Genomic DNA, 17,246 nt, shown 5'->3' with positions numbered 1-17,246 from the left:
GGATCTTCCTTCGGGTGGGGGGTTCAGCCCTTGATGGCGCCGGTGAGCACGCCCTTGGTGAAGTAGCGCTGGAGGAAGGGGTAGACGATGAGGATCGGGACGACGGCCACCACGAGCACCGCCATCTGGATGGCCTGGACGGGTGCGGGTGCTTCCGCGGCGCCGCCGAGGCTCTCCAGCGTCCGGCCCTGGAGCACGAACATGCGCAGGATCATCGGCAGCGGCCACTTCTCGGTGTCGTCGAGGTAGAGAAGGGCGTTGAAGAAGGCGTTCCAGTACGCCACCGCGTAGAAGAGGGCGATCACCGCGATCACCGCCTTCGACAGTGGCAGCACGATCCGCACGAGGATGCGCAGGTCGCCGGCGCCGTCCATGCGGGCGCTCTCCATCAGCTCGTTCGGCAGGTTCATGAAGAACGAGCGCAGGACGACCAGGTTGAAGGCGCTGACCAGGCTGGGCAGGACGAGCGCGGCGAAGGTGTTGAGCAGGCCGAGCTGCTGGACGGTCAGGAAGCCGGCGATGATGCCCGGGTTGAACAGCATCGTGAACAGCGCCACGACCAGGATGGCCCGGGAGCCGGTGACCTCACGGCGGCTGAGCCCGTAGGCCATGCCGATCGTGGCGGCGAGACTGGCCAGCGTGCCGATGCCGGTCACGAGCACGCTCACCAGCAGCGCGCGGGTGACCGTGCCGCCCTCGAAGATGGCCCGGTACGCGTCGAGCCGCGGCGCGGACGGCAGCAGCACGAAGCCGCCGGCCTTGGCGATGTCGGTCTCGGTCGAGAGGCTGGTGCCGATCACGCCGACGAACGGGTAGATCACCAGCAGGCTCACGCCGAGCAGGATCGCGCCCTTGACGGCCAGGCCCGCCTTGCTGGGCCGTTCCATCCAGGCCGGACGCTCACTTGGCCGCACCGCGGTACACCCCCTCGTGGCCCAGCAGGTGCGCCACCTTGTTCGCGCCGAGCACGAGGGCCGCGCCGACGATCGCCTTGATCAGGCCCACCGCCGCGGCGGGGCCCCACTGGCCGTCCTGGATGCCGTTGTAGTAGACGTACGTGTCCAGCACCTCGGCCGACTCGGCGCCGACCGCGTCGCGCTGGAGCAGGATCTGCTCGAAGCCGACCGACAGGATGCTGCCGAGGTTGAGGATGAGCAGCAGCACGATGATCGGCGTGATGCCGGGCAGCGTGACGTGCCAGAGCCGGCGCCAGCGGCCCGCGCCGTCCATGGCCGCCGCCTCGTAGAGCTCCTGGTTGATGGAGAGCAGCGCGGCCAGGAAGATGATCGTCCCCCAGCCGGCGTCCTTCCAGAGCACCTGCAGCGTCACGAGCAGCGGGAAGGTGTCCGGGTTCGTCATGACGTCGACCCGGGGCAGGCCGACGCTCTCCAGCAGGTTGGGCAGCGCGCCGGCGCCGCCGAGTATCTGCTGGAAGATCGAGACGATGATCACCCAGCCGATGAAGTGCGGCAGGTAGACCACGCTCTGCACGAACCTGCGGACCTTGTCGCTGACCACGCTGTTGAGCAGCAGGGCCAGGGCGATCGGCGCCGGGAAGAAGAGCACGAGCTGGGTGAGCGTGATCTTCAGGGTGTTGACCACGGAGGTCCAGAACCGGCTGTCGCCGAAGACCAGCTCGAAGTTGGCCAGGCCGATCCACGGGCTGTCGATGAAGCCCACGTACGGCTGGTAGTCCTTGAACGCCACCACGTACCCGATGAGCGGGGCGTAGTGGAAGACCAGGAAGTAGACCAGCCCCGGCAGGGTCAGCAGCAGCATGACCCGGTCACGCCGGATCCGCCGGCGCAGGGGCAGTTTGCGTGGCGCGGCGCCCGCCGTACCGGTGGGGACACGGCGGGGCGTCACGGCGGCACGCGGTTGCGATGAAGTCGTCATGCGTCGTCCCTCCGATTGGCCGTGACCGTAGTAAGCGTTTTCCCTATTCGTCAAGACCCTCTGGTGCGAAACGGCAGATCGCTTGACTGCGCCGCAGGCAGGGCCTAGCGTGCGGCCTCAAGTTCATAGAACGCGCTTACTATCGGGGAGCGAAACACGTGCGGGAAGAGAGCCGAAGACCGCGTGCCGTCCTGGCCATGGGGCCCGGCGTGCGCGAGTCGGTCTTCAGCGGGGGCGCCCTCGACCGGCTGGCCCGCCTGGTCGACCTCCACGGCGAGGTCATGCACGAGGTGGACGAGAAGGTCCTGGCCGAGACGGAGGTGCTCGTGACCGGCTGGGGCTGCCCGCCGCTCGACGGGCGGCTGCTCCGGGCCGCGCCGGGGCTGCGGCTGATCGCGCACGCCGCGGGCACCGTGAAGACGTTCCTGGAGCCGGTGGTACTGCGCAGCGTGCGCGTCACCAGCGCGGCCGACGCGAACGCGATCCCGGTGGCCGAGTTCACCTTCGCGGCGATCGTGTTCGGGGCGAAGCGGGCGTTCACGATGGCCCATCGCTACCGCGCCCAGGGCAGCAGGCGGGACTTCTCCGGCCTGCCGTGGCTGGGCACGCACCGGATCACGATCGGCGTCGTCGGCATGTCGCGCATCGGCCGGCGGGTGCTCGCGCTGCTGCGCAACCTGGACGCCGAGGTGCTGGTCTACGACCCGTACGCCGATCCGGGCGAGGCCGCGGCGCTGGGCGGGCGGCTGACCGACCTCGACACGCTGGTGCGCCGCTCTCACGTGGTCACCCTGCACGCGCCGGACACGCCGGAGACGCACCGGATGATCGGCCGCGACCGGCTGGCGCTGATGCGCGACGGCGCCGTGCTCGTCAACACCGCCCGCGGGGCGCTCGTGGACACGCTCGCACTGGCCGAGGAGGTGACGAGCGGCAGGCTCGACGCGATACTCGACGTCAGCGACCCCGAGCCGCTGCCGCCCGGCCACCCGTTCTTCGCGCTGCCCAACGTCTTCGTCACGCCGCACCTGGCCGGAGCCCAGGGCGGCGAACTGACTCGGCTGGCCGACTCGGCGCTGGACGAGGTGGCGCGCTACTGCTCGGGCCGGCCGCTGAGGCACGAGATCCACATCGACGAACTGGGCAGAATAGCGTGAGTGACAAGGGAGGGCCCGTGACCGAGGCGACCATCGCCGACGTGGCCAGACTCGCCGGTGTGTCCAGCGCGACCGTCTCTCGGGTGATCAACCGCAACTACCCGGTGGCCGAGTCGACGCGCGCCAGGGTCGAGGCGGCCATCGTCGAACTGGGCTACGTGGCCAACGCGCACGCCCGCGCCCTGGCCGGGGCGACGAACAGGACCGTCGGGATCATCATCAACGACGTGATCGACCCGTTCTACGCCTTCATCGCCCGCGGCGTGGAGCGCGAGGCCACCGCCCAGGGCAGGCTCTGCATCATCTGCTGCACCCAGGGCAGCCACGAGCAGGAGCTGGCGCTCATCGACCTGCTGCACGAGCAGCGGGCCGACGCGGTCATCCTGGTCGGCGGCGCCTACGAGGACCGCGCCTACGCCACCCAGGTCGGCCGCCGGGCTCGTGCCCTGCACGCCAGCGGCTCCACGCTCGTGCTGTGCGGGCGGCCGTCGGTGGGCGGCGACGTGCCGACCAAGGTCGTCGAGTACGACAACGAGGGCGGCGCCTTCGCCATCACCGACCACCTGATCACCCAGGGGCACCGGCGCATCCTGTTCCTGGGCGGCCCCGCGCTCTTCTCCACTACCGTCGCCCGCCTGGCCGGGCACCGGCGCGCGCTGGAGCTGCGCGGGCTGGACTTCGCCGACGACCTGGTCCAGCCGGGCCCGCTCAGCCGCCGCTTCGGCTACGAGCGGGTCAGGGAGCTGCTGGCCGAGGGCGCCGTCTTCACCGCGATCTTCGCGGCCAACGACAACGTCGCGGCCGGGGCGATGCAGGCGCTGGAGTCGGCCGGGCTCACGGTCCCGGGCGACATGTCCGTCGTGGGCTACGACGACGTCCCGCTCGCCCAGGAGCTCCGTCCCCGGCTGACGACCGTGCGCATCCCGCTGGAGGAGATGGGCCGCCAGGCCGTACGGCTGGCGCTCGGCATAGCCGACGGCAGCGACTACCTCTCGCCCGTGCAGACCAGCACCCGGGTCGGGACCAGCATCGTGGTCAGGGAATCCGTGAGCGCACCGAAACCGCTTGCCGCCCCACAAGCCAGAAAAGCCGCAGGCCGCCGATAGAAAGCTCCGGAAACCTTGACGGACGACAGCAAGCGCTTTCACCTCCACCTCCCGCCCACCGACCGCATCCTCTCCCCGCGCACCGGCTGGACCCGCGCCCACTGGGAGGCGGTGGCCGACCAGTTGCTCGACGCGGTCGTGCCGTACGCCTCGCCGGGTCTGGCCCGCTACGACCTCCCGGGACGGCCGAGCTGGTCCGGGGTGCGCTCGGACGGGCTGGAGGGCTTCGCCCGCACCTTCCTGCTGGCCGCCTTCCGGATCGCGGGAGCCAGGGGCGAGGCGCCACCCGGCCTGATCGAGCGCTACGCCGACGGCCTGGCCGCCGGGACCGACCCCTCGGCCGCCGATTCCTGGCCGGTGCTGACCGACTGCTCGCAGCAGATGGTCGAGGCCGCCTCGATCGCGATCGGGCTGCACGAGACGCGGGCCTGGCTCTGGGACCGGCTCGACTCCTCGGTGCGGGAGCGGGTGGTCGCGTGGCTGGGCGGGTTCGTGGGCAAGCGGACCTGGGACAACAACTGGATGTTGTTCCAGACCGTGTCGGAGGAGTTTCTCAAGTCGGTGGGCGGGCCGTACCGGCAGGAGGAGATCGACCGGGGGCTGGCGCGGATCGAGGACTGGTACGTCGGCGACGGCTGGTACACCGACGGCGGCACCCGCAACTTCGACTACTACTGCGGGTGGGCGATGCACCTGTATCCGCTGATGTGGACGCGGATGTCGGGGGCGTCGGGCGAGGTGTACCGGGATCGCCTCCACACCTTTTTGACGACATATCAGCATTTCTTCGGGTCGGATGGGGCGCCCATCCATCAGGGGCGGTCGCTGGCCTACCGCTTCGCCGCCCTCGCGCCCGTGTGGATGGGCGCGCTGGCCGACGCCAGCCCGCTGTCGGCCGGGCAGACGCGGAAGCTGACCTCGTCCGTGGTCCGGCACTTCGCCGAGCGCGGGGTGCCGGACTCACGCGGCCTGCTGTCGCTCGGCTGGTACGACACGTTCCTGCCGGCCACGCAGTCGTACTCGGGTCCTGCCTCGCCCTACTGGGCGTCGAAGGGCTTCCTGGGGCTGCTCCTGCCTTCTGAGCACCCGGTGTGGACCGAGCGCGAGCAGCCGCTGCCGCTGGACGAGGGCGACGTCGTGGCCGCCGTCCCCGCGACCGGCCTGCTCCTGCACGGCACCCGGCACGACGGCCTGGTCCGGCTGGTCAACCACGGCAGCGACCACGGCGCCCCGCCCGACGACCCCCACTACGCCCGGTTCGCCTACTCCACCCGCACCGGCCCCGACCACGGCACCGCCGCCGACAACCACATCACGGTCTCACCCGCCTCCCCCAGAGGCGCCATCCACGCGCTGACCTGCGAGGACAGGACCGCCTCCTCCTTCTACGAGACCCCCGGCGGCGAGCGTGTCACCACCACGTCGGTCGTCCGCGGTCCGTGGGAGATCCGCGTCCACGCCATCACCGCGCCGACCGGCTCCACGGTCCGGGAAGGCGGCTACGCGGTCGCGGACGCCTCGCCGCCCGCGGTGGTGACCGGCGCCGGGTGGGCGCTGGCGCGGCGGGCGGACGGCCTCACCTCAGCGCTCATCGGCCTGTACGGCTGGCAGCACGCCACCGTCGTCCGCGACGTCGAGGCCAACGCCTTCGGCCCCCACTCGGCCACACCCCGCCTGGAGGCGGACAGCCCCGGGACACACGTGACGCTGGTGGTGCTGTCGGGCGACGCCGTACACCCGACGGCCCTTCGAGACGCCATCGGCGTCGAGGTGAGCGCGGACGCCGTCGAGATCACCTTCCCCGACGGCGACACGGTCAGCGTCGCCCGGTCCTGACGACGCAGTCGGCGAGGTGGTCGTTGACCAGGCCGATGGCCTGCATCAGGGCGTAGGCGGTGGTCGGGCCGACGAAGCGGAAACCGTGCTTCTTCAGCTCCTTGGCCAGCGCCTTGGAGCCGGGAGTGATGGCCGGGACGTCGCCCATCGCCTTGGGCACCGGCGAGTCCGGGTCGGCGTGCCGCCACACCAGCGCCGACAGGCCGTCCGGCAGGTCGAGCGCGGCCTGGGCGTTGGCGATGACCGCCTCGACCTTCGCCCGGTTGCGCACGATGCCCGCGTCGCCGAGCAGCCGCTCCACGTCCCGCTCGGTGTAGGCGGCCACCTTCTCGATCGCGAACCCGTCGAAGGCGGCGCGGAAGTTCTCGCGCTTGCGCAGGATCGTCAGCCACGACAGCCCCGACTGGAACGCCTCCAGCGACACCCGCTCGAACACCTTGTCATCGCCGCGGACCGGGCGTCCCCACTCCTCGTCGTGGTAGGCGATGTACACGGGGTCCGCCATGCCGGTCCACCAGCAGCGGATCACCTCGCTCACGCGGCCCCGCCCTCCGGCTCCTTGGCCTTGTGGACGAGCACGTCGGTCGCCGTAGGCTGCTTCTCCGCCTCGTCCACGGGAGGAGTGGGTTCGGGTGCGGGTACGGCGGGCTCCTCCGGCACCTCAGGATCATCGCCTTCCTCGGCCAGCTCCAGCTCGACCACCGGCGGCTCGTGCTCGGTGCGGAGCCCGGCGCCCGGGGCCGCGTACACCTCCTGCCGGGCCTGCAGCCTGCTGGACAGCAGTTCCGAGACCCGCTGCTCCAGCACGGCGATCCTGGTGTCACGCGCGCTGATGGCGCTGGCGGCGCGCCGCAGCGTCTCATCCACGCTCTGCGTGTGATATCCGACCAGGTTGACCGGCAGATGCAGCGCCATGAAGTCAACCGCCGTCAGTTGCCCGGACTCGGGCAGGTCGAGCGGCGGGACGTCAGGCGGGAACTCGGTCAGCTCACCGCCCCTACCGAGGGAGACCAGCACCACGCAGGCGAGAATGGCGAGCGCGGCGATGGCGAGTACGACCAGCACATTGGCATCGTACTCATACGATCGAGACATGCAGCCCACACTTGTCGCCCCGGGCGCGCCAGTAGACCCTTCCTGGACCCGCGCCGACTCCCCCGCAGAGGCCGCCCGCCTGGTGGCGACAGGCGCCGTCGTCGTGGTGGAACTCCCCTCCGACCTCAACCCCGCCCTGGCCGCCGCCGCCGTCTACCGCTGGCACGGAACCCAGATCTTCATCACCCACCACCACGACGAGGTACGGCAGGCCCTCGACATGACCGACTCCCTGGCCGGCCGCCGCCCCCCGGCCCTGACCCGCCGCGGCCTGGCCTGACCCAGAAAGACAAGATCAGGGAGTGGCTTCGCCGAGCTCGGCGACGGAGGGGCGAACCGGCTTGGGAGTGGCTTCGAGGTGGGCCAGGGCATCGTCCACGGTGGCGGTCCAGGCGATCGCGTCGAAGACGTTGGCACGGGTGAAACCGGCCTCGTACATGTCCTCGATCAGCCGGCGGAGCGGGTCGTACAGGCCCCACGGGTCAAGGATGACGAGCGGGCGATCGTGGATCCCGATGACCCGGGCGGTCCAGATCTCGAAGAGCTCCTCCAGCGTCCCAATCCCACCGGGCAGGACGAGGAAGGCGTCGGAGCGGGCGTCCATGATGCCTTTGCGTTCGCGCATGCCGGCGGTGACGATGAGCTCGTCGGAGTCGTGGTCGGCGACCTCGATGTCGACCAGCACCTGCGGGATGACGCCCACGGTGTGCCCACCGGCGGCACGCGCGGCGGCGGCGACGGCCCCCATGCAGGACACGGTGGCGCCACCGCTGACCAGCGTGTGCCCACGCTTGGCAAGCTGAGTGCCCACTTCGGCAGCCAGATCGAGGTATTTGTGGTCAATTTTCAGGCTTGAAGCGCAGAAGACACAAACATTCACGACATATCAGCCTATGCGCCCCCGCCAAGCCCAAGAGCACCGCCCAGCACAAGCCCGTGGCGGCGAGCGCATCACCGTAGCGGCGGGCGCATCACGGGCGCGGCTGACGCATCGCCGTCGCGGCGGGCGCATCACGGTCGTGGTTGACACATCGCCGTCGCGGCGGGAACCACGTCCGACGTGAGAAGCGACCCTACGATCTGCGCCCGCCCACGGCGGCGGGGGGCGCCGACCAGGCTTGCCGTAACAGATAGAGCAGTAAGAGAAGAACCAAAGAGCTACTGGGGCTCGACGGCGGGCGGGGGGCGGAGGGAGCCGCCGCCGGTGATGATGCGGACCGCCTCGTGGACGTCGTCGGTGAGGTGGATGAGGTCGAGGTCCTGGGCGGCGATCTTGCCGGTGCCCAGGAGCGTGTTCTTGATCCAGTCGACCATCCCGCCCCAGAACTCGGTGCCCATCAGCACCACCGGGAACGACGTCACCTTGCGCGTCTGCACCAGCGTCAGCGCCTCGAACAGCTCGTCCAGCGTGCCGAACCCGCCCGGCAGCGCGATGAACCCGCACGAGTACTTGACGAACATCGTCTTGCGCACGAAGAAGTACCGGAACTCGATCCCGAGGTCCACGTAGTCGTTCATCTTCTGCTCGAACGGCAGCTCGATCCCGAGCCCCACCGAGACCGCGCCGTCCACCTCGGTGGCGCCCCGGTTGGCCGCCTCCATGACGCCGGGACCGCCGCCGGTGATGACCGCGTAGCCCGACTCGGCCAGCGCGCGTCCGAGCTCCACGCCCATCTCGTACTCGGGCGAGTCGTCAGGCGTCCGCGCCGACCCGAACACGGTGACCGCCGGCGGCAGCTCCGCCAGTTGCCCGAAGCCCTCCACGAACTCCGCCTGGATGCGCAGCACCCGCCACGGATCCATGTGCAGCCAGTCGGTGGACCCCTGCCGGTCGAGCAGGCGCTGGTCGTGGGTGGAGTCTGGCACGAGGTTGCCGCGTACTACCGCCTGCCCTTGGCGGCGCTCGGGACGTGACTGCTTCATGCGGTCACGCTATCCCGCTGGCCGTGCCATACGGGCGAATCCCGGCTTACGGCCGGGCGAAGGCAATCCGCCCAACCCTCTCGAAGAGGGAAACCCCAGGTCAGCCCCACGGTGAAACCTCTTAGAAAAATCTTCGCAGAAGGAGGAACCGAAATTCGCGGACCCTGCGTCTAATCGGCGAGGGTGCTGCTCGGGACTGAAAGTGGCTCTCCCCGCCAAATGGCCGGCGAGGAGGGTCACTTTCACGTTGTGGGCCCTTATCCCAGCCAGTTCAGCATCGCACGCTCGCTGTCGGCGATCTTCTCCAGCGACACGTACTCACCTTGCTGATGGGCCAGATTCGGATCCCCCGGACCGTAGTTCACCGCGGGCACGCCCAGCGCCGAGAACCGCGCCACGTCCGTCCACCCCAGCTTGGCCCGCGGCTCGCCGCCGACCGCCGCCGTGAACGCCGCGGCCACCGGGTCGGTCAGCCCGGGACGCGCGCCGGGGGCGGCGTCGGTGAAGCTCACCTCGAAGCCGTCGAAGACCTCGCGCACATGCTCCTGAGCCTGCTCGATCGTAAGGTCCGGCGCGAAGCGGTAGTTGACGGTCACCACGCACGAGTCCGGGATGACGTTGCCCGCCACGCCGCCGCGCACGCCGACCGCGTTGAGCCCCTCGTGGTACTCCAGGCCGTCGACCACCGGCAGCCTCGCCTGGTAGGCGTTGAGCCTGGCCAGCACCGGCTCGATCCCGTGGATGGCGTTCACCCCGAACCACGACCTGGCGCTGTGGGCGCGTTTGCCCGCCACGTGCACCTCCGCCCGCAACGTCCCCTGGCAGCCGCCCTCGATCACCCCGTCGGTCGGCTCCATCAGCACCGCGAAGTCGGCCGCCAGCCACTCGGGATGCTCGCGGGCGACCCGGTTGAGACCGTTGCGCTCGGCCTCGACCTCCTCGCAGTCGTAGAAGACATAGGTGACGTCGCGGTTGGGCGACGGCAGCGCCGCGGCCAGCTTGAGCGCGACGGCCACGCCCGCCTTCATGTCGGTGGTCCCGCAGCCGTAAAGTCGCCCGCCCTCCACCCGGCTCGGCAGGTTCGCGGCGACCGGCACCGTGTCGAGGTGCCCGGCGATCAGCACCCTCTCCGCGCGGCCGAGCGACGTGCGCGCCACGACCGTCTCGCCCGACCTGTCCACGCTCAGGTACGGCAGCGCCCGCAGCGCCTCCTCGACCAGATCGGCAAGGGCCTTCTCGTCCCCGCTCACCGACTCCACGTCCACGATCGCGGCGGTCAGCGCACCGGCGTCCTGGCTCAGATCCAGCATGCGTGCATTCCTTTCAGGCGTTGACGCCGTGCTCGCGCAGCACGTCGCTGAGCGCGGCCTTGTCGTGGCGCTCCCCCGGCTCCAGCTTCTTCAGCACCAGCACGCACGGCAGCCCGAACGTGCCGCCGGGGAACTCCTTCTGGCGCGTTCCACCGACGGCCACGCACCAGTCGGGGATGCGCCCGCGCCCCAGCTCCTCGCCGGTGTTGACGTCGATGACCGGGATCGAGGCCGACAGGATCGTGCCCGCCCCGACGACCGCGCCGCGCCCCACCCGGGCACCCTCCACGATCATCGCCCGGCTGCCGACCAGCGCGTCGTCCTCGATCACCACCGGCACCGCGTTCGGCGGCTCCAGCACGCCGCCGATGCCGACGCCGCCGGAGAGATGCACGTTCCTGCCGATCTGGGCGCACGAGCCGACCGTCGCCCAGGTGTCGACCATCGTGCCCTCGCCGACGTACGCACCGATGTTCGTGAAAGACGGCATCAGCACCACTCCGGGCGCGAGGTAGGCGCCCCAGCGGGCGATCGCCCCCGGAACCACGCGTACGCCGTCGAACGTGGTCTTCAGCGGCTGCCTGTCGTGGTGCTGGAAGTCACCCACCTGCGACCTGGCCATGCCGAGCACCTTGAAGCTGAGCAGGATCGCCCGTTTGGCCCGCTCGTCCACCAGAACGTCGCCGTCCTCCAGCCGGGCCACCCGGGCTTTGCCGGTGTCCAGGAGGTCGATGGCGGAGACGATCACCCTGCGCGCCTCGGTGTCGGCCGGCGACAACTCCGTCCTGCGCTCCCACAACTCATCGACCGCGGCCGGCAGCGGCGAAGACATGCTCTGGTGGCTCATGGCCCCGGAGCCTATCTGGCCGGGTAGGTTTTTCAGGGTGCGCGTGCGCTTCTCCCGCGGGGTCCTGACCATCGCGGCCATCGTCGTCGTGCTCGCGGTGGCCATCACCGTGGGCCTCTACAACCTGCTCAAGCAGGCCAAGCCGTTCCGGCAGGTCGTGGCCGGGTGCGTGGTCCGCACGCCGTCGGGAGAGCTCAACCTGGACGTCGAGCAGGCGCAGATCTCGGCGACCATCGCGGCGGTGGCCGCGCGCCGCAAACTGCCCGAGCGGGCGGTCGTGATCGCTTACGCGACGGCGCTGCAGGAGTCGAAGCTCTACAACCTCAACCACGGCGACCGTGACTCGCTCGGCGTCTTCCAGCAGCGTCCCTCGCAGGGCTGGGGCAAGCCGAAGCAGATCATGGACCCGGTCTACTCCACCAACAAGTTCTTCGCCGCGCTGGTCAAGGTGAAGAACTATCGCAAGATGCCGCTGGCGGAGGCGGCCCAGGAGGTGCAGCGCTCGGCCGGCGGCTACGCGTACGCGCCGCACGAGGGCGACGCCAAGATCCTCGCGGCCGCGTTCACCGGCCGCGTCCCCAAGGCCCTCCACTGCACCTACCCCGCGCCGACCGCCACCCCCACGACCACCCCGCGCCCGCGCGCCGAGGAGGCGCGCCGCAAGCTCGCCCGCGCGCTGGGCAGCACCGCCATCACCACGGAGCGCCGCGGCTGGCTGGTGGCCGCGTGGTCGGTCGCCCACGCTCAGGAGTACGGCCTGCGCCGCGTCGACTACAGCGGGGTCTCCTGGCGGGCCGAGGAGGTCAGCGACGGGTGGAAGCCCGGCGGCAAGTCCTCGACCACCGAGGTCGTCCTGTCCTGAACCGGCCCATCCCCGGAAGGGGAGCCAGTATTGCCGGCAAACATTGAACGATCTGGAAATTGCCCGCAATATCCCCCAACTCCGCGGGGTTGCCCGCAAACACCTGACCGGGACCCCTTCCGGTCCTTCCCTGACCCCAGCCTGAGCACAGACCACTCCACCAGCACGCGGCGCACCTGAACAAGACGGCATGGCCGAGCCGGCCGATTCCACGACAGGCCCCGCCGAGAGTGCGGATGACCAGAAACGTCAGGAAGCGTGGCTGATGATGGTGATGGAGCCCGGGGGCAGCGGCTGGGCATAACTGGCCATCCACTTCGCGCCCTGCACCCGCTCGAAGGACAGCAGGCGCCCGTCGGCGGCCCGGTAGTCGGCGAAGTCCAGCAGGCCGCGGTCCGGGTGACCGGTCTCCCCCTCGGAACGGAAGGCGGCCGTGCCCCGGTCCACGGGGAAGAACTCCACGCCCTCCATGATGATCATGCTCTTGGCCGGGATCATGCCCTGCGTGGGCACCTCGGTCCAGACGAGAACCTCCAGGTGGGGCGGGTCACCGGAGACCAGCCCCTGCCGGATCTCGACCGTCAGCCAGCGGGCCCGCCGGGAGCCGTCGTCCAGCAGATACTCGGTCCACTGCTGCCCCTGGAGCGCCACGTGCAGGGCGCCGAGCACCTCGGAACGCACCCCGTGCACGTCGATCCGGTCACCCACCCGGATCTCGCGCGGATCGTCGTAGCCGCCGGCGTGCGCCTGCATGCTCACCGGCGCGGGCATCGGGCTCTGCACGACGACGTCCTCGGACGGAGGCGTGGCCGAACGGCCCCTCCTGTCCTGGCGCATGGTGGCGACGAAAGCCCCAAGCAACAACAGGACGGTGGCGATGCTCAGCCCGAGTACGACCCAGGAGGTCATGCTCATCGTCCAGCTCGCTCCACTCGCGGTCTGCCTCGGCAAACGCCCTGTATCTACTTATGTCTACGTACGACGCGCGATCCTACTGGAGGCGACGCACCGCCGCATCGATGCGTTCGTCGGTTGCCGTTATGGCGATGCGAACGTGCCGTTCACCTGCGGATCCGTAAAATTCACCCGGCGCGACCAAAATGCCATTTTCGGATAGCCGCCCAACCTGCTCCCACGCGGGCTCGCCGTTCGTGGCCCACAGGTACAGCCCCGCGGTCGAGTGGTCCACGCGCCAGCCCGCCTTCTCCAGCGCCGGACGGAGCATAGCCCGGCGGGCCGCGTAGAGCTCGCGCTGGGCCTCGGCGTGCTCGTCGTCGGCGAACGCGGCGGCCATCGCGGCCTGGACCGGCTGCGGCATCAGCATGCCCGCGTGCTTGCGCAACTCCAGCAAGCGGCCGATCAGGGCCGGGTCGCCGGTGACGAAGCCCGCGCGGTAGCCGGCCAGGTTCGAGCGCTTGGAGAGCGAGTGAACGGCCAGCAGCCCCTCGTGCGAGCCCTCGCACACGTCCGGGTGAAGGATGGAGACCGGCTTCTCCTCCCAGCCGAGCTCGATGTAGCACTCGTCGGAGGCGACCACGGCGCCGCGCTCACGCGCCCAGGCGACGACCTTGCGCAGATGCTCGGCGGGCAGCACCTTGCCCGTGGGGTTGCCGGGCGAGTTGACCCAGACCAGGTCGACGGGCTCGGGCCCGAGCGCCAGCAGCCCGTCGGCGGCCGTGCCGTCGGCTCCGGCCAGCCGGGCGCCGACGTCGTAGGTCGGGTAGGCCAGCTCGGGGAAGACGACCCGCTTGGCGCCCAGGTACGTGGGCAGCCAGGCCACGAACTCCTTGGACCCGATCAGCGGCAGCACGTCCCGCTGATCCACGTGCACGCCGTGGCGGCGGGCCAGCCATCCGGACGCGGCCTCGCGCAGCGCCTTGGTGCCGTGGGTGAGCGGGTAGCCGGGGCTGTCGGCCGCCTCGATCAGCGCGGCCCGCACGAGCGGCGGCACCGAGTCCACCGGCGTGCCCACCGACAGGTCCACGATCCCGTCGGGATGAGCGGCGGCCCGCTCCTTGTACGGCACGAGCCGGTCCCAGGGGAAGTCAGGCAGGTTGTTCACAGAAACCCACACTAGTGGCCCCGGGTCACCGGGGTTTCCCGTTCCGCGGGGCCGGGATTCCGATCAGGAGCGCCCGGGTTTGGATCGGCGGGCGCGGCGGGTCCCGATCGGGTGCCGAGCTTCGAACCAGGGGTCCGTGCTTCGAGCCAGGGTCCGGGCTTGCAGCCAGGGAGCTGGACCTTGGAGCCAGGGGCCGGGCTTCGAGCCAGGGGTCCGTGCTTCGAGCCAGGGGCCGGGCTTCGGAGCCAGGGGCCGGGTTTTGGTCGGGTACCGGGGTGCCGATCGGGGTGCCGGGTTTTGAGCGGGGGGCGCGGCCAGGGGGCCGGGGTTTTGATCGGGGGCACGGCGGGGTTGCCGGTCCAAGGGGTCGACGAAACGCCGTGACGGCGGGGACCACGTCCGGCGTGAGAAGCGACCCCCACGATCGGCGCCCGCCAGGTGCGGCGGGTGGCGTGGGGGTGGCCTGCCGTAACAGATAAACCAGCGTCTCAGACAGCGAGACGGCTAGTGGTCCTCGGCCTGCGGGGGGAGGACGGCGACGACCGGGTGGTCCTTGTCGATCTTGCCGACCTTCGAGGCGCCACCGGGCGAGCCCAGGTCCTCGAAGAAGTCCACGTTCGCCTTGTAGTACTCCTTCCACTGCTCGGGAAGGTCGTCCTCGTAGAAGATCGCTTCCACGGGGCACACAGGCTCGCACGCGCCGCAGTCCACGCACTCGTCGGGGTGGATATAAAGCATGCGCTCGCCCTCGTAGATGCAATCGACGGGGCACTCCTCGATGCACGCCTTGTCAAGGACGTCCACGCAAGGCTGCGCGATGACGTAGGTCACCTCGAGCTCCTTCTTCTCCGCACCATGGCGCGACTCCAACCGCGGTTTGCTAAGCCCTAGTATTGCCGTGCTAGCCAAGTGGCTGGAACGGAGGGTGCCAAACTCGTGGCCGCTCGCCTGACAATCAGGGTCACATCTGCGGATATAGGGGTACGGATCACCACGCGTAGGCGGGTGCCCGGCGGGTTCCGCGATGCGGTCGGTGTTCTCGAATCGTGGGACGACGGCGTCCTCACGGTTCGTAAACGGGATGGCACGATCGTGGAGATCGCCGAGGAATCCCTGGTCGCGGCCAAGGTGGTCCCGGCCGCGCCTCCTCGACCTGGGCGGATGTAGCGGCAAGTATTCGTTGTGTGACAGTACGTACCTGCGCCGCCGTAGCCGCCATCCTCGTCAGCGCCGGGTGCGGCGCGTCCCCGACGACCGAGCAAAAGCCGCTGCCTCCGGTGAACATGAAAGCCGCCTCGCTGAAAGACGGCTTCACCACGATGGACCGCCTGGCCGAGACCGCCAAGCAGGAGGGCGCGCTCACCGTGGTCGCGCTCTCCCGCGACTGGGTGAACTACGGGGAGATCATCGACACCTTCTCCGAGAAGTACGGCATCAAGGTCACCGAGCTCGAACCGCGCGCCAGCAGCGCCCGCGAGGTCCAGTCCGCCGCCCAGCTGAAGCCCGACGTGTTCGACCTGACCCTGGACGTGGCGGTGGCCAACGCGGCCAAGTTCGCCCCGTACAAGGTCCAGGGCTGGCAGGACCTGCCCGACCACGTCAAGGACGCCAAGGGCGCCTGGTACGCGGCCTACGGCGGCTACATGTCCATCGGCTACGACCCGCGCGCGGTGGCCGCGCCGGCCTCCTTCGCCGACCTGGCCAAGCCCGGCTACACCGTGGCGCTGGCCGGCGACCCGCTGAAGGCCGCGTCGGCGTTCAACGGCGTGATCGCCGCCTCGATGCTGGCCGGCACGCCGCAGCCGGCCCGCGGTGTTGACCTGTTCGCCAAGCTCAAGCAGGCCGGCAGGCTCACCGATCCGGCCAAGGCGAACGTGGTCGTCGACTGGGACCACCTCAACGCCGCCCGCGCGGCCGAGGACCCCGAGGCGTGGAAGGTCACGATCCCGCGCGACGCCCCGCTCGGCGGCTACTACGTGCAGGCGATCAACAAGGACGCGACGCATCCGGCCGCCGCCCGGCTGTGGCAGGAGTTCCTCTTCTCCGACGAGGGCCAGAACCTCCTCCAGAAGGGGTACGCCCGTCCGGCCCGCGGCGAGGCGATGCTCATGCGCGGCACGCTCGACACCGAGCAGGCGGCGAAACTTCCGGTCGCACCCGGCCCGCCGCTCCTTCTCACGATTCCGCAGGCAGATGCCGCAAAGTCGTACCTCAAGCGGGAATGGGCGCACAGTATGCGATGAGACCCCTGTGACGGGATATGTCGTGAGAGACGTTCAGCATCTACAGTGAGCGACAGCACGGCCGCGGGGGCCCGATGTCTGATGATTGTGAGCTGATCGTCTTGCGCTACGACGCACCGAGTTTGGAGCGGTGGACCAGTCGCACTCTGGACAGCAGCTTCGGATACGTGTCCGCCAGAGGCGCGCCCCTGGTCGACCTGCTGGATCCGCGGCCCGGCGAGCGCGTGCTCGACCTGGGCTGCGGCACCGGCGTGCTGACCGCCGAGATCGCGTTACGCGGCGCCCACGTGCTGGGCATCGACGGCTCCCCCGCCATGATCGAGAAGGCGCTCGCGCAGTACCCCGGGATCGACTTCATCGTCGGCGACGGCCACGACTTCAACGTCGCCCAGGCCTACGACGCCGTCTTCTCCAACGCCGCGCTCCACTGGATGAGCCGCGACCCGGGCGCGGTGATCTCCAGTGTCCGCGAGGCGCTCGCGCCGGGCGGGCGCTTCGTCGCCGAGATGGGCGGCGCCGGCAACTGCGCGGAACTCACCGCCGCCATGCACACCGCCTGGCGCGAGTACGGCCTGCCCGAACCGGACCTCCCGTGGTATTTCCCCACCCCGGCCGCGTACGCCTCCCGGCTGGAGCAGGAGGGCTTCGTGGTCCGCCTGCTGGAGCACTTCGACCGCCCCACCCCGCTCGACGAGTGCCCGGGTGGCGCCGCCGACTGGGTGCGGATGTTCGCCGGGTCGGTGCTGGACGGGGTGCCGCCCGAGATCGTCGATCCGCTGCTCCGGCGGGTCAACGAACTGGCCGCTCCCGCCCTTCGCAGGGAAACGGGCTGGATGGCCGACTACGTGCGTCTACGCTTCGCTGCCGTGAAGCGCTGATGCGTAGTCCATGATGCGTAGGGGCGTTTTG

19 protein-coding genes are annotated in these 17,246 nt (G+C 70.1%); 8 read left to right on the top strand and 11 right to left on the bottom strand.

The genetic code is table 11. The features are described from left to right. Positions 1-23: 23 nt before the first annotated feature. On the bottom strand, positions 24-887 hold the full coding sequence (locus tag HNR40_RS31975) for a carbohydrate ABC transporter permease (protein WP_184967896.1): 864 nt from the start codon (positions 885-887) through the stop codon (positions 24-26). Between the two features lie 13 nt (positions 888-900). After that, positions 901-1,896, bottom strand: coding sequence for an ABC transporter permease (locus HNR40_RS31970; RefSeq protein ID WP_221341072.1), 996 nt, complete (start codon positions 1,894-1,896; stop codon positions 901-903). Positions 1,897-2,054: 158 nt separating this feature from the next. Between HNR40_RS31970 and HNR40_RS55175 the strand changes: the two genes are divergently transcribed. The 3 genes from HNR40_RS55175 to HNR40_RS31955 are packed head-to-tail and all read left to right on the top strand — an operon-like array spanning position 2,055 to position 5,995. After that, a complete protein-coding gene (locus tag HNR40_RS55175; RefSeq protein ID WP_221341071.1) occupies positions 2,055-3,053 on the top strand; it encodes a hydroxyacid dehydrogenase in 999 nt (332 codons plus the stop codon). 17 nt (positions 3,054-3,070) lie between these two features. Further along, complete coding sequence (locus HNR40_RS31960; RefSeq protein WP_221341070.1) at positions 3,071-4,159, top strand: LacI family DNA-binding transcriptional regulator; 1,089 nt, start codon at positions 3,071-3,073, stop codon at positions 4,157-4,159. A 15-nt stretch (positions 4,160-4,174) separates the two neighbouring features. Further along, positions 4,175-5,995 (top strand): DUF2264 domain-containing protein, encoded by a 1,821-nt coding sequence (locus HNR40_RS31955; RefSeq protein ID WP_184967892.1) that lies wholly within the window; start codon positions 4,175-4,177, stop codon positions 5,993-5,995. On the opposite strand, the gene HNR40_RS31950 is transcribed toward HNR40_RS31955, so the two are convergent. Together HNR40_RS31950 and HNR40_RS31945 are read right to left on the bottom strand one after the other, a co-directional pair. Continuing rightward, positions 5,976-6,533: a DNA-3-methyladenine glycosylase I gene (locus tag HNR40_RS31950; protein ID WP_184967890.1), complete on the bottom strand. Its 558-nt coding sequence runs from the start codon at positions 6,531-6,533 to the stop codon at positions 5,976-5,978. The two genes, HNR40_RS31955 and HNR40_RS31950, sit on opposite strands and share 20 nt — an antisense overlap. Beyond that, entirely contained in the window at positions 6,530-7,060 is a 531-nt protein-coding gene (locus HNR40_RS31945) for a hypothetical protein (protein ID WP_184967888.1), read from the bottom strand. Before HNR40_RS31945 ends, HNR40_RS31950 begins: the two co-directional genes overlap by 4 nt. A gap of 28 nt (positions 7,061-7,088) precedes the next feature. Between HNR40_RS31945 and HNR40_RS31940 the strand changes: the two genes are divergently transcribed. Then, on the top strand, positions 7,089-7,370 hold the full coding sequence (locus HNR40_RS31940) for an MBL fold metallo-hydrolase (RefSeq protein WP_184967886.1): 282 nt from the start codon (positions 7,089-7,091) through the stop codon (positions 7,368-7,370). 15 nt (positions 7,371-7,385) lie between these two features. Here HNR40_RS31940 and HNR40_RS31935 read toward each other — a convergent pair whose 3' ends face one another. The 4 genes from HNR40_RS31935 to HNR40_RS31920 all read right to left on the bottom strand — a co-directional run bounded on the left by HNR40_RS31935 (position 7,386) and on the right by HNR40_RS31920 (position 11,170). Then, complete coding sequence (locus HNR40_RS31935; protein WP_184967883.1) at positions 7,386-7,970, bottom strand: LOG family protein; 585 nt, start codon at positions 7,968-7,970, stop codon at positions 7,386-7,388. 278 nt (positions 7,971-8,248) lie between these two features. Further along, positions 8,249-9,013 (bottom strand): LOG family protein, encoded by a 765-nt coding sequence (locus tag HNR40_RS31930; RefSeq protein WP_184967880.1) that lies wholly within the window; start codon positions 9,011-9,013, stop codon positions 8,249-8,251. Between the two features lie 257 nt (positions 9,014-9,270). After that, a complete protein-coding gene (gene dapE / locus HNR40_RS31925; RefSeq protein WP_184967878.1) occupies positions 9,271-10,323 on the bottom strand; it encodes a succinyl-diaminopimelate desuccinylase in 1,053 nt (350 codons plus the stop codon). A 13-nt stretch (positions 10,324-10,336) separates the two neighbouring features. Continuing rightward, the gene (locus HNR40_RS31920; RefSeq protein ID WP_184967876.1) at positions 10,337-11,170 is read right to left on the bottom strand and encodes a 2,3,4,5-tetrahydropyridine-2,6-dicarboxylate N-succinyltransferase; all 834 of its coding nucleotides are present in this window, start codon (positions 11,168-11,170) and stop codon (positions 10,337-10,339) included. 37 nt (positions 11,171-11,207) lie between these two features. Here HNR40_RS31920 and HNR40_RS31915 point away from each other — a divergent pair, with 37 nt between their 5' ends. After that, entirely contained in the window at positions 11,208-12,032 is an 825-nt protein-coding gene (locus tag HNR40_RS31915) for a hypothetical protein (RefSeq protein WP_312896593.1), read from the top strand. Between the two features lie 249 nt (positions 12,033-12,281). Here the strand turns inward: HNR40_RS31915 and HNR40_RS31910 are convergent, their stop codons facing one another. From HNR40_RS31910 to fdxA, 3 genes are all read right to left on the bottom strand, one after another. Continuing rightward, positions 12,282-12,947, bottom strand: a complete 666-nt coding sequence (locus HNR40_RS31910) for a DUF4178 domain-containing protein (RefSeq protein ID WP_246509672.1) — start codon at positions 12,945-12,947, stop codon at positions 12,282-12,284. Between the two features lie 76 nt (positions 12,948-13,023). Continuing rightward, positions 13,024-14,094 (bottom strand): succinyldiaminopimelate transaminase, encoded by a 1,071-nt coding sequence (gene dapC, locus HNR40_RS31905; protein ID WP_184967874.1) that lies wholly within the window; start codon positions 14,092-14,094, stop codon positions 13,024-13,026. 504 nt (positions 14,095-14,598) lie between these two features. Next, complete coding sequence (gene fdxA / locus HNR40_RS31900) at positions 14,599-14,925, bottom strand: ferredoxin (protein ID WP_184967872.1); 327 nt, start codon at positions 14,923-14,925, stop codon at positions 14,599-14,601. A 78-nt stretch (positions 14,926-15,003) separates the two neighbouring features. Between fdxA and HNR40_RS58120 the strand changes: the two genes are divergently transcribed. The 3 genes from HNR40_RS58120 (at position 15,004) to HNR40_RS31890 (ending at position 17,215) form a co-directional block, all read left to right on the top strand. Further along, entirely contained in the window at positions 15,004-15,261 is a 258-nt protein-coding gene (locus tag HNR40_RS58120; RefSeq protein WP_446685792.1) for a putative acetyltransferase, read from the top strand. A 17-nt stretch (positions 15,262-15,278) separates the two neighbouring features. Beyond that, positions 15,279-16,337, top strand: coding sequence for an ABC transporter substrate-binding protein (locus HNR40_RS31895; RefSeq protein WP_312896592.1), 1,059 nt, complete (start codon positions 15,279-15,281; stop codon positions 16,335-16,337). 74 nt (positions 16,338-16,411) lie between these two features. Next, the gene (locus HNR40_RS31890; protein ID WP_184967870.1) at positions 16,412-17,215 is read left to right on the top strand and encodes a class I SAM-dependent methyltransferase; all 804 of its coding nucleotides are present in this window, start codon (positions 16,412-16,414) and stop codon (positions 17,213-17,215) included. Positions 17,216-17,246 lie beyond the last annotated feature (31 nt).

The organism is Nonomuraea endophytica, assembly GCF_014203235.1.
In the GTDB taxonomy this organism is placed as follows: domain Bacteria; phylum Actinomycetota; class Actinomycetes; order Streptosporangiales; family Streptosporangiaceae; genus Nonomuraea; species Nonomuraea endophytica.
The sequence above is the reverse complement of the archived record's forward strand: the minus strand, read 5'-3'. Positions and strand labels throughout refer to the sequence as shown.

Excerpts from the sequence above, each read along its gene's own strand:
- HNR40_RS31975 (WP_184967896.1), bottom strand. The coding sequence starts at position 887 with ATGGAACGGCCCAGCAAGGCGGGCCTGGCCGTCAAGGGCGCGATCCTG.
- HNR40_RS31970 (WP_221341072.1), bottom strand. The coding sequence starts at position 1,896 with ATGACGACTTCATCGCAACCGCGTGCCGCCGTGACGCCCCGCCGTGTC.
- HNR40_RS31940 (WP_184967886.1), top strand. The coding sequence starts at position 7,089 with ATGCAGCCCACACTTGTCGCCCCGGGCGCGCCAGTAGACCCTTCCTGG.
- HNR40_RS31930 (WP_184967880.1), bottom strand. The coding sequence starts at position 9,013 with ATGAAGCAGTCACGTCCCGAGCGCCGCCAAGGGCAGGCGGTAGTACGC.
- dapE (WP_184967878.1), bottom strand. The coding sequence starts at position 10,323 with ATGCTGGATCTGAGCCAGGACGCCGGTGCGCTGACCGCCGCGATCGTG.
- HNR40_RS31920 (WP_184967876.1), bottom strand. The coding sequence starts at position 11,170 with ATGAGCCACCAGAGCATGTCTTCGCCGCTGCCGGCCGCGGTCGATGAG.
- HNR40_RS31910 (WP_246509672.1), bottom strand. The coding sequence starts at position 12,947 with ATGAGCATGACCTCCTGGGTCGTACTCGGGCTGAGCATCGCCACCGTC.
- HNR40_RS31890 (WP_184967870.1), top strand. The coding sequence starts at position 16,412 with ATGTCTGATGATTGTGAGCTGATCGTCTTGCGCTACGACGCACCGAGT.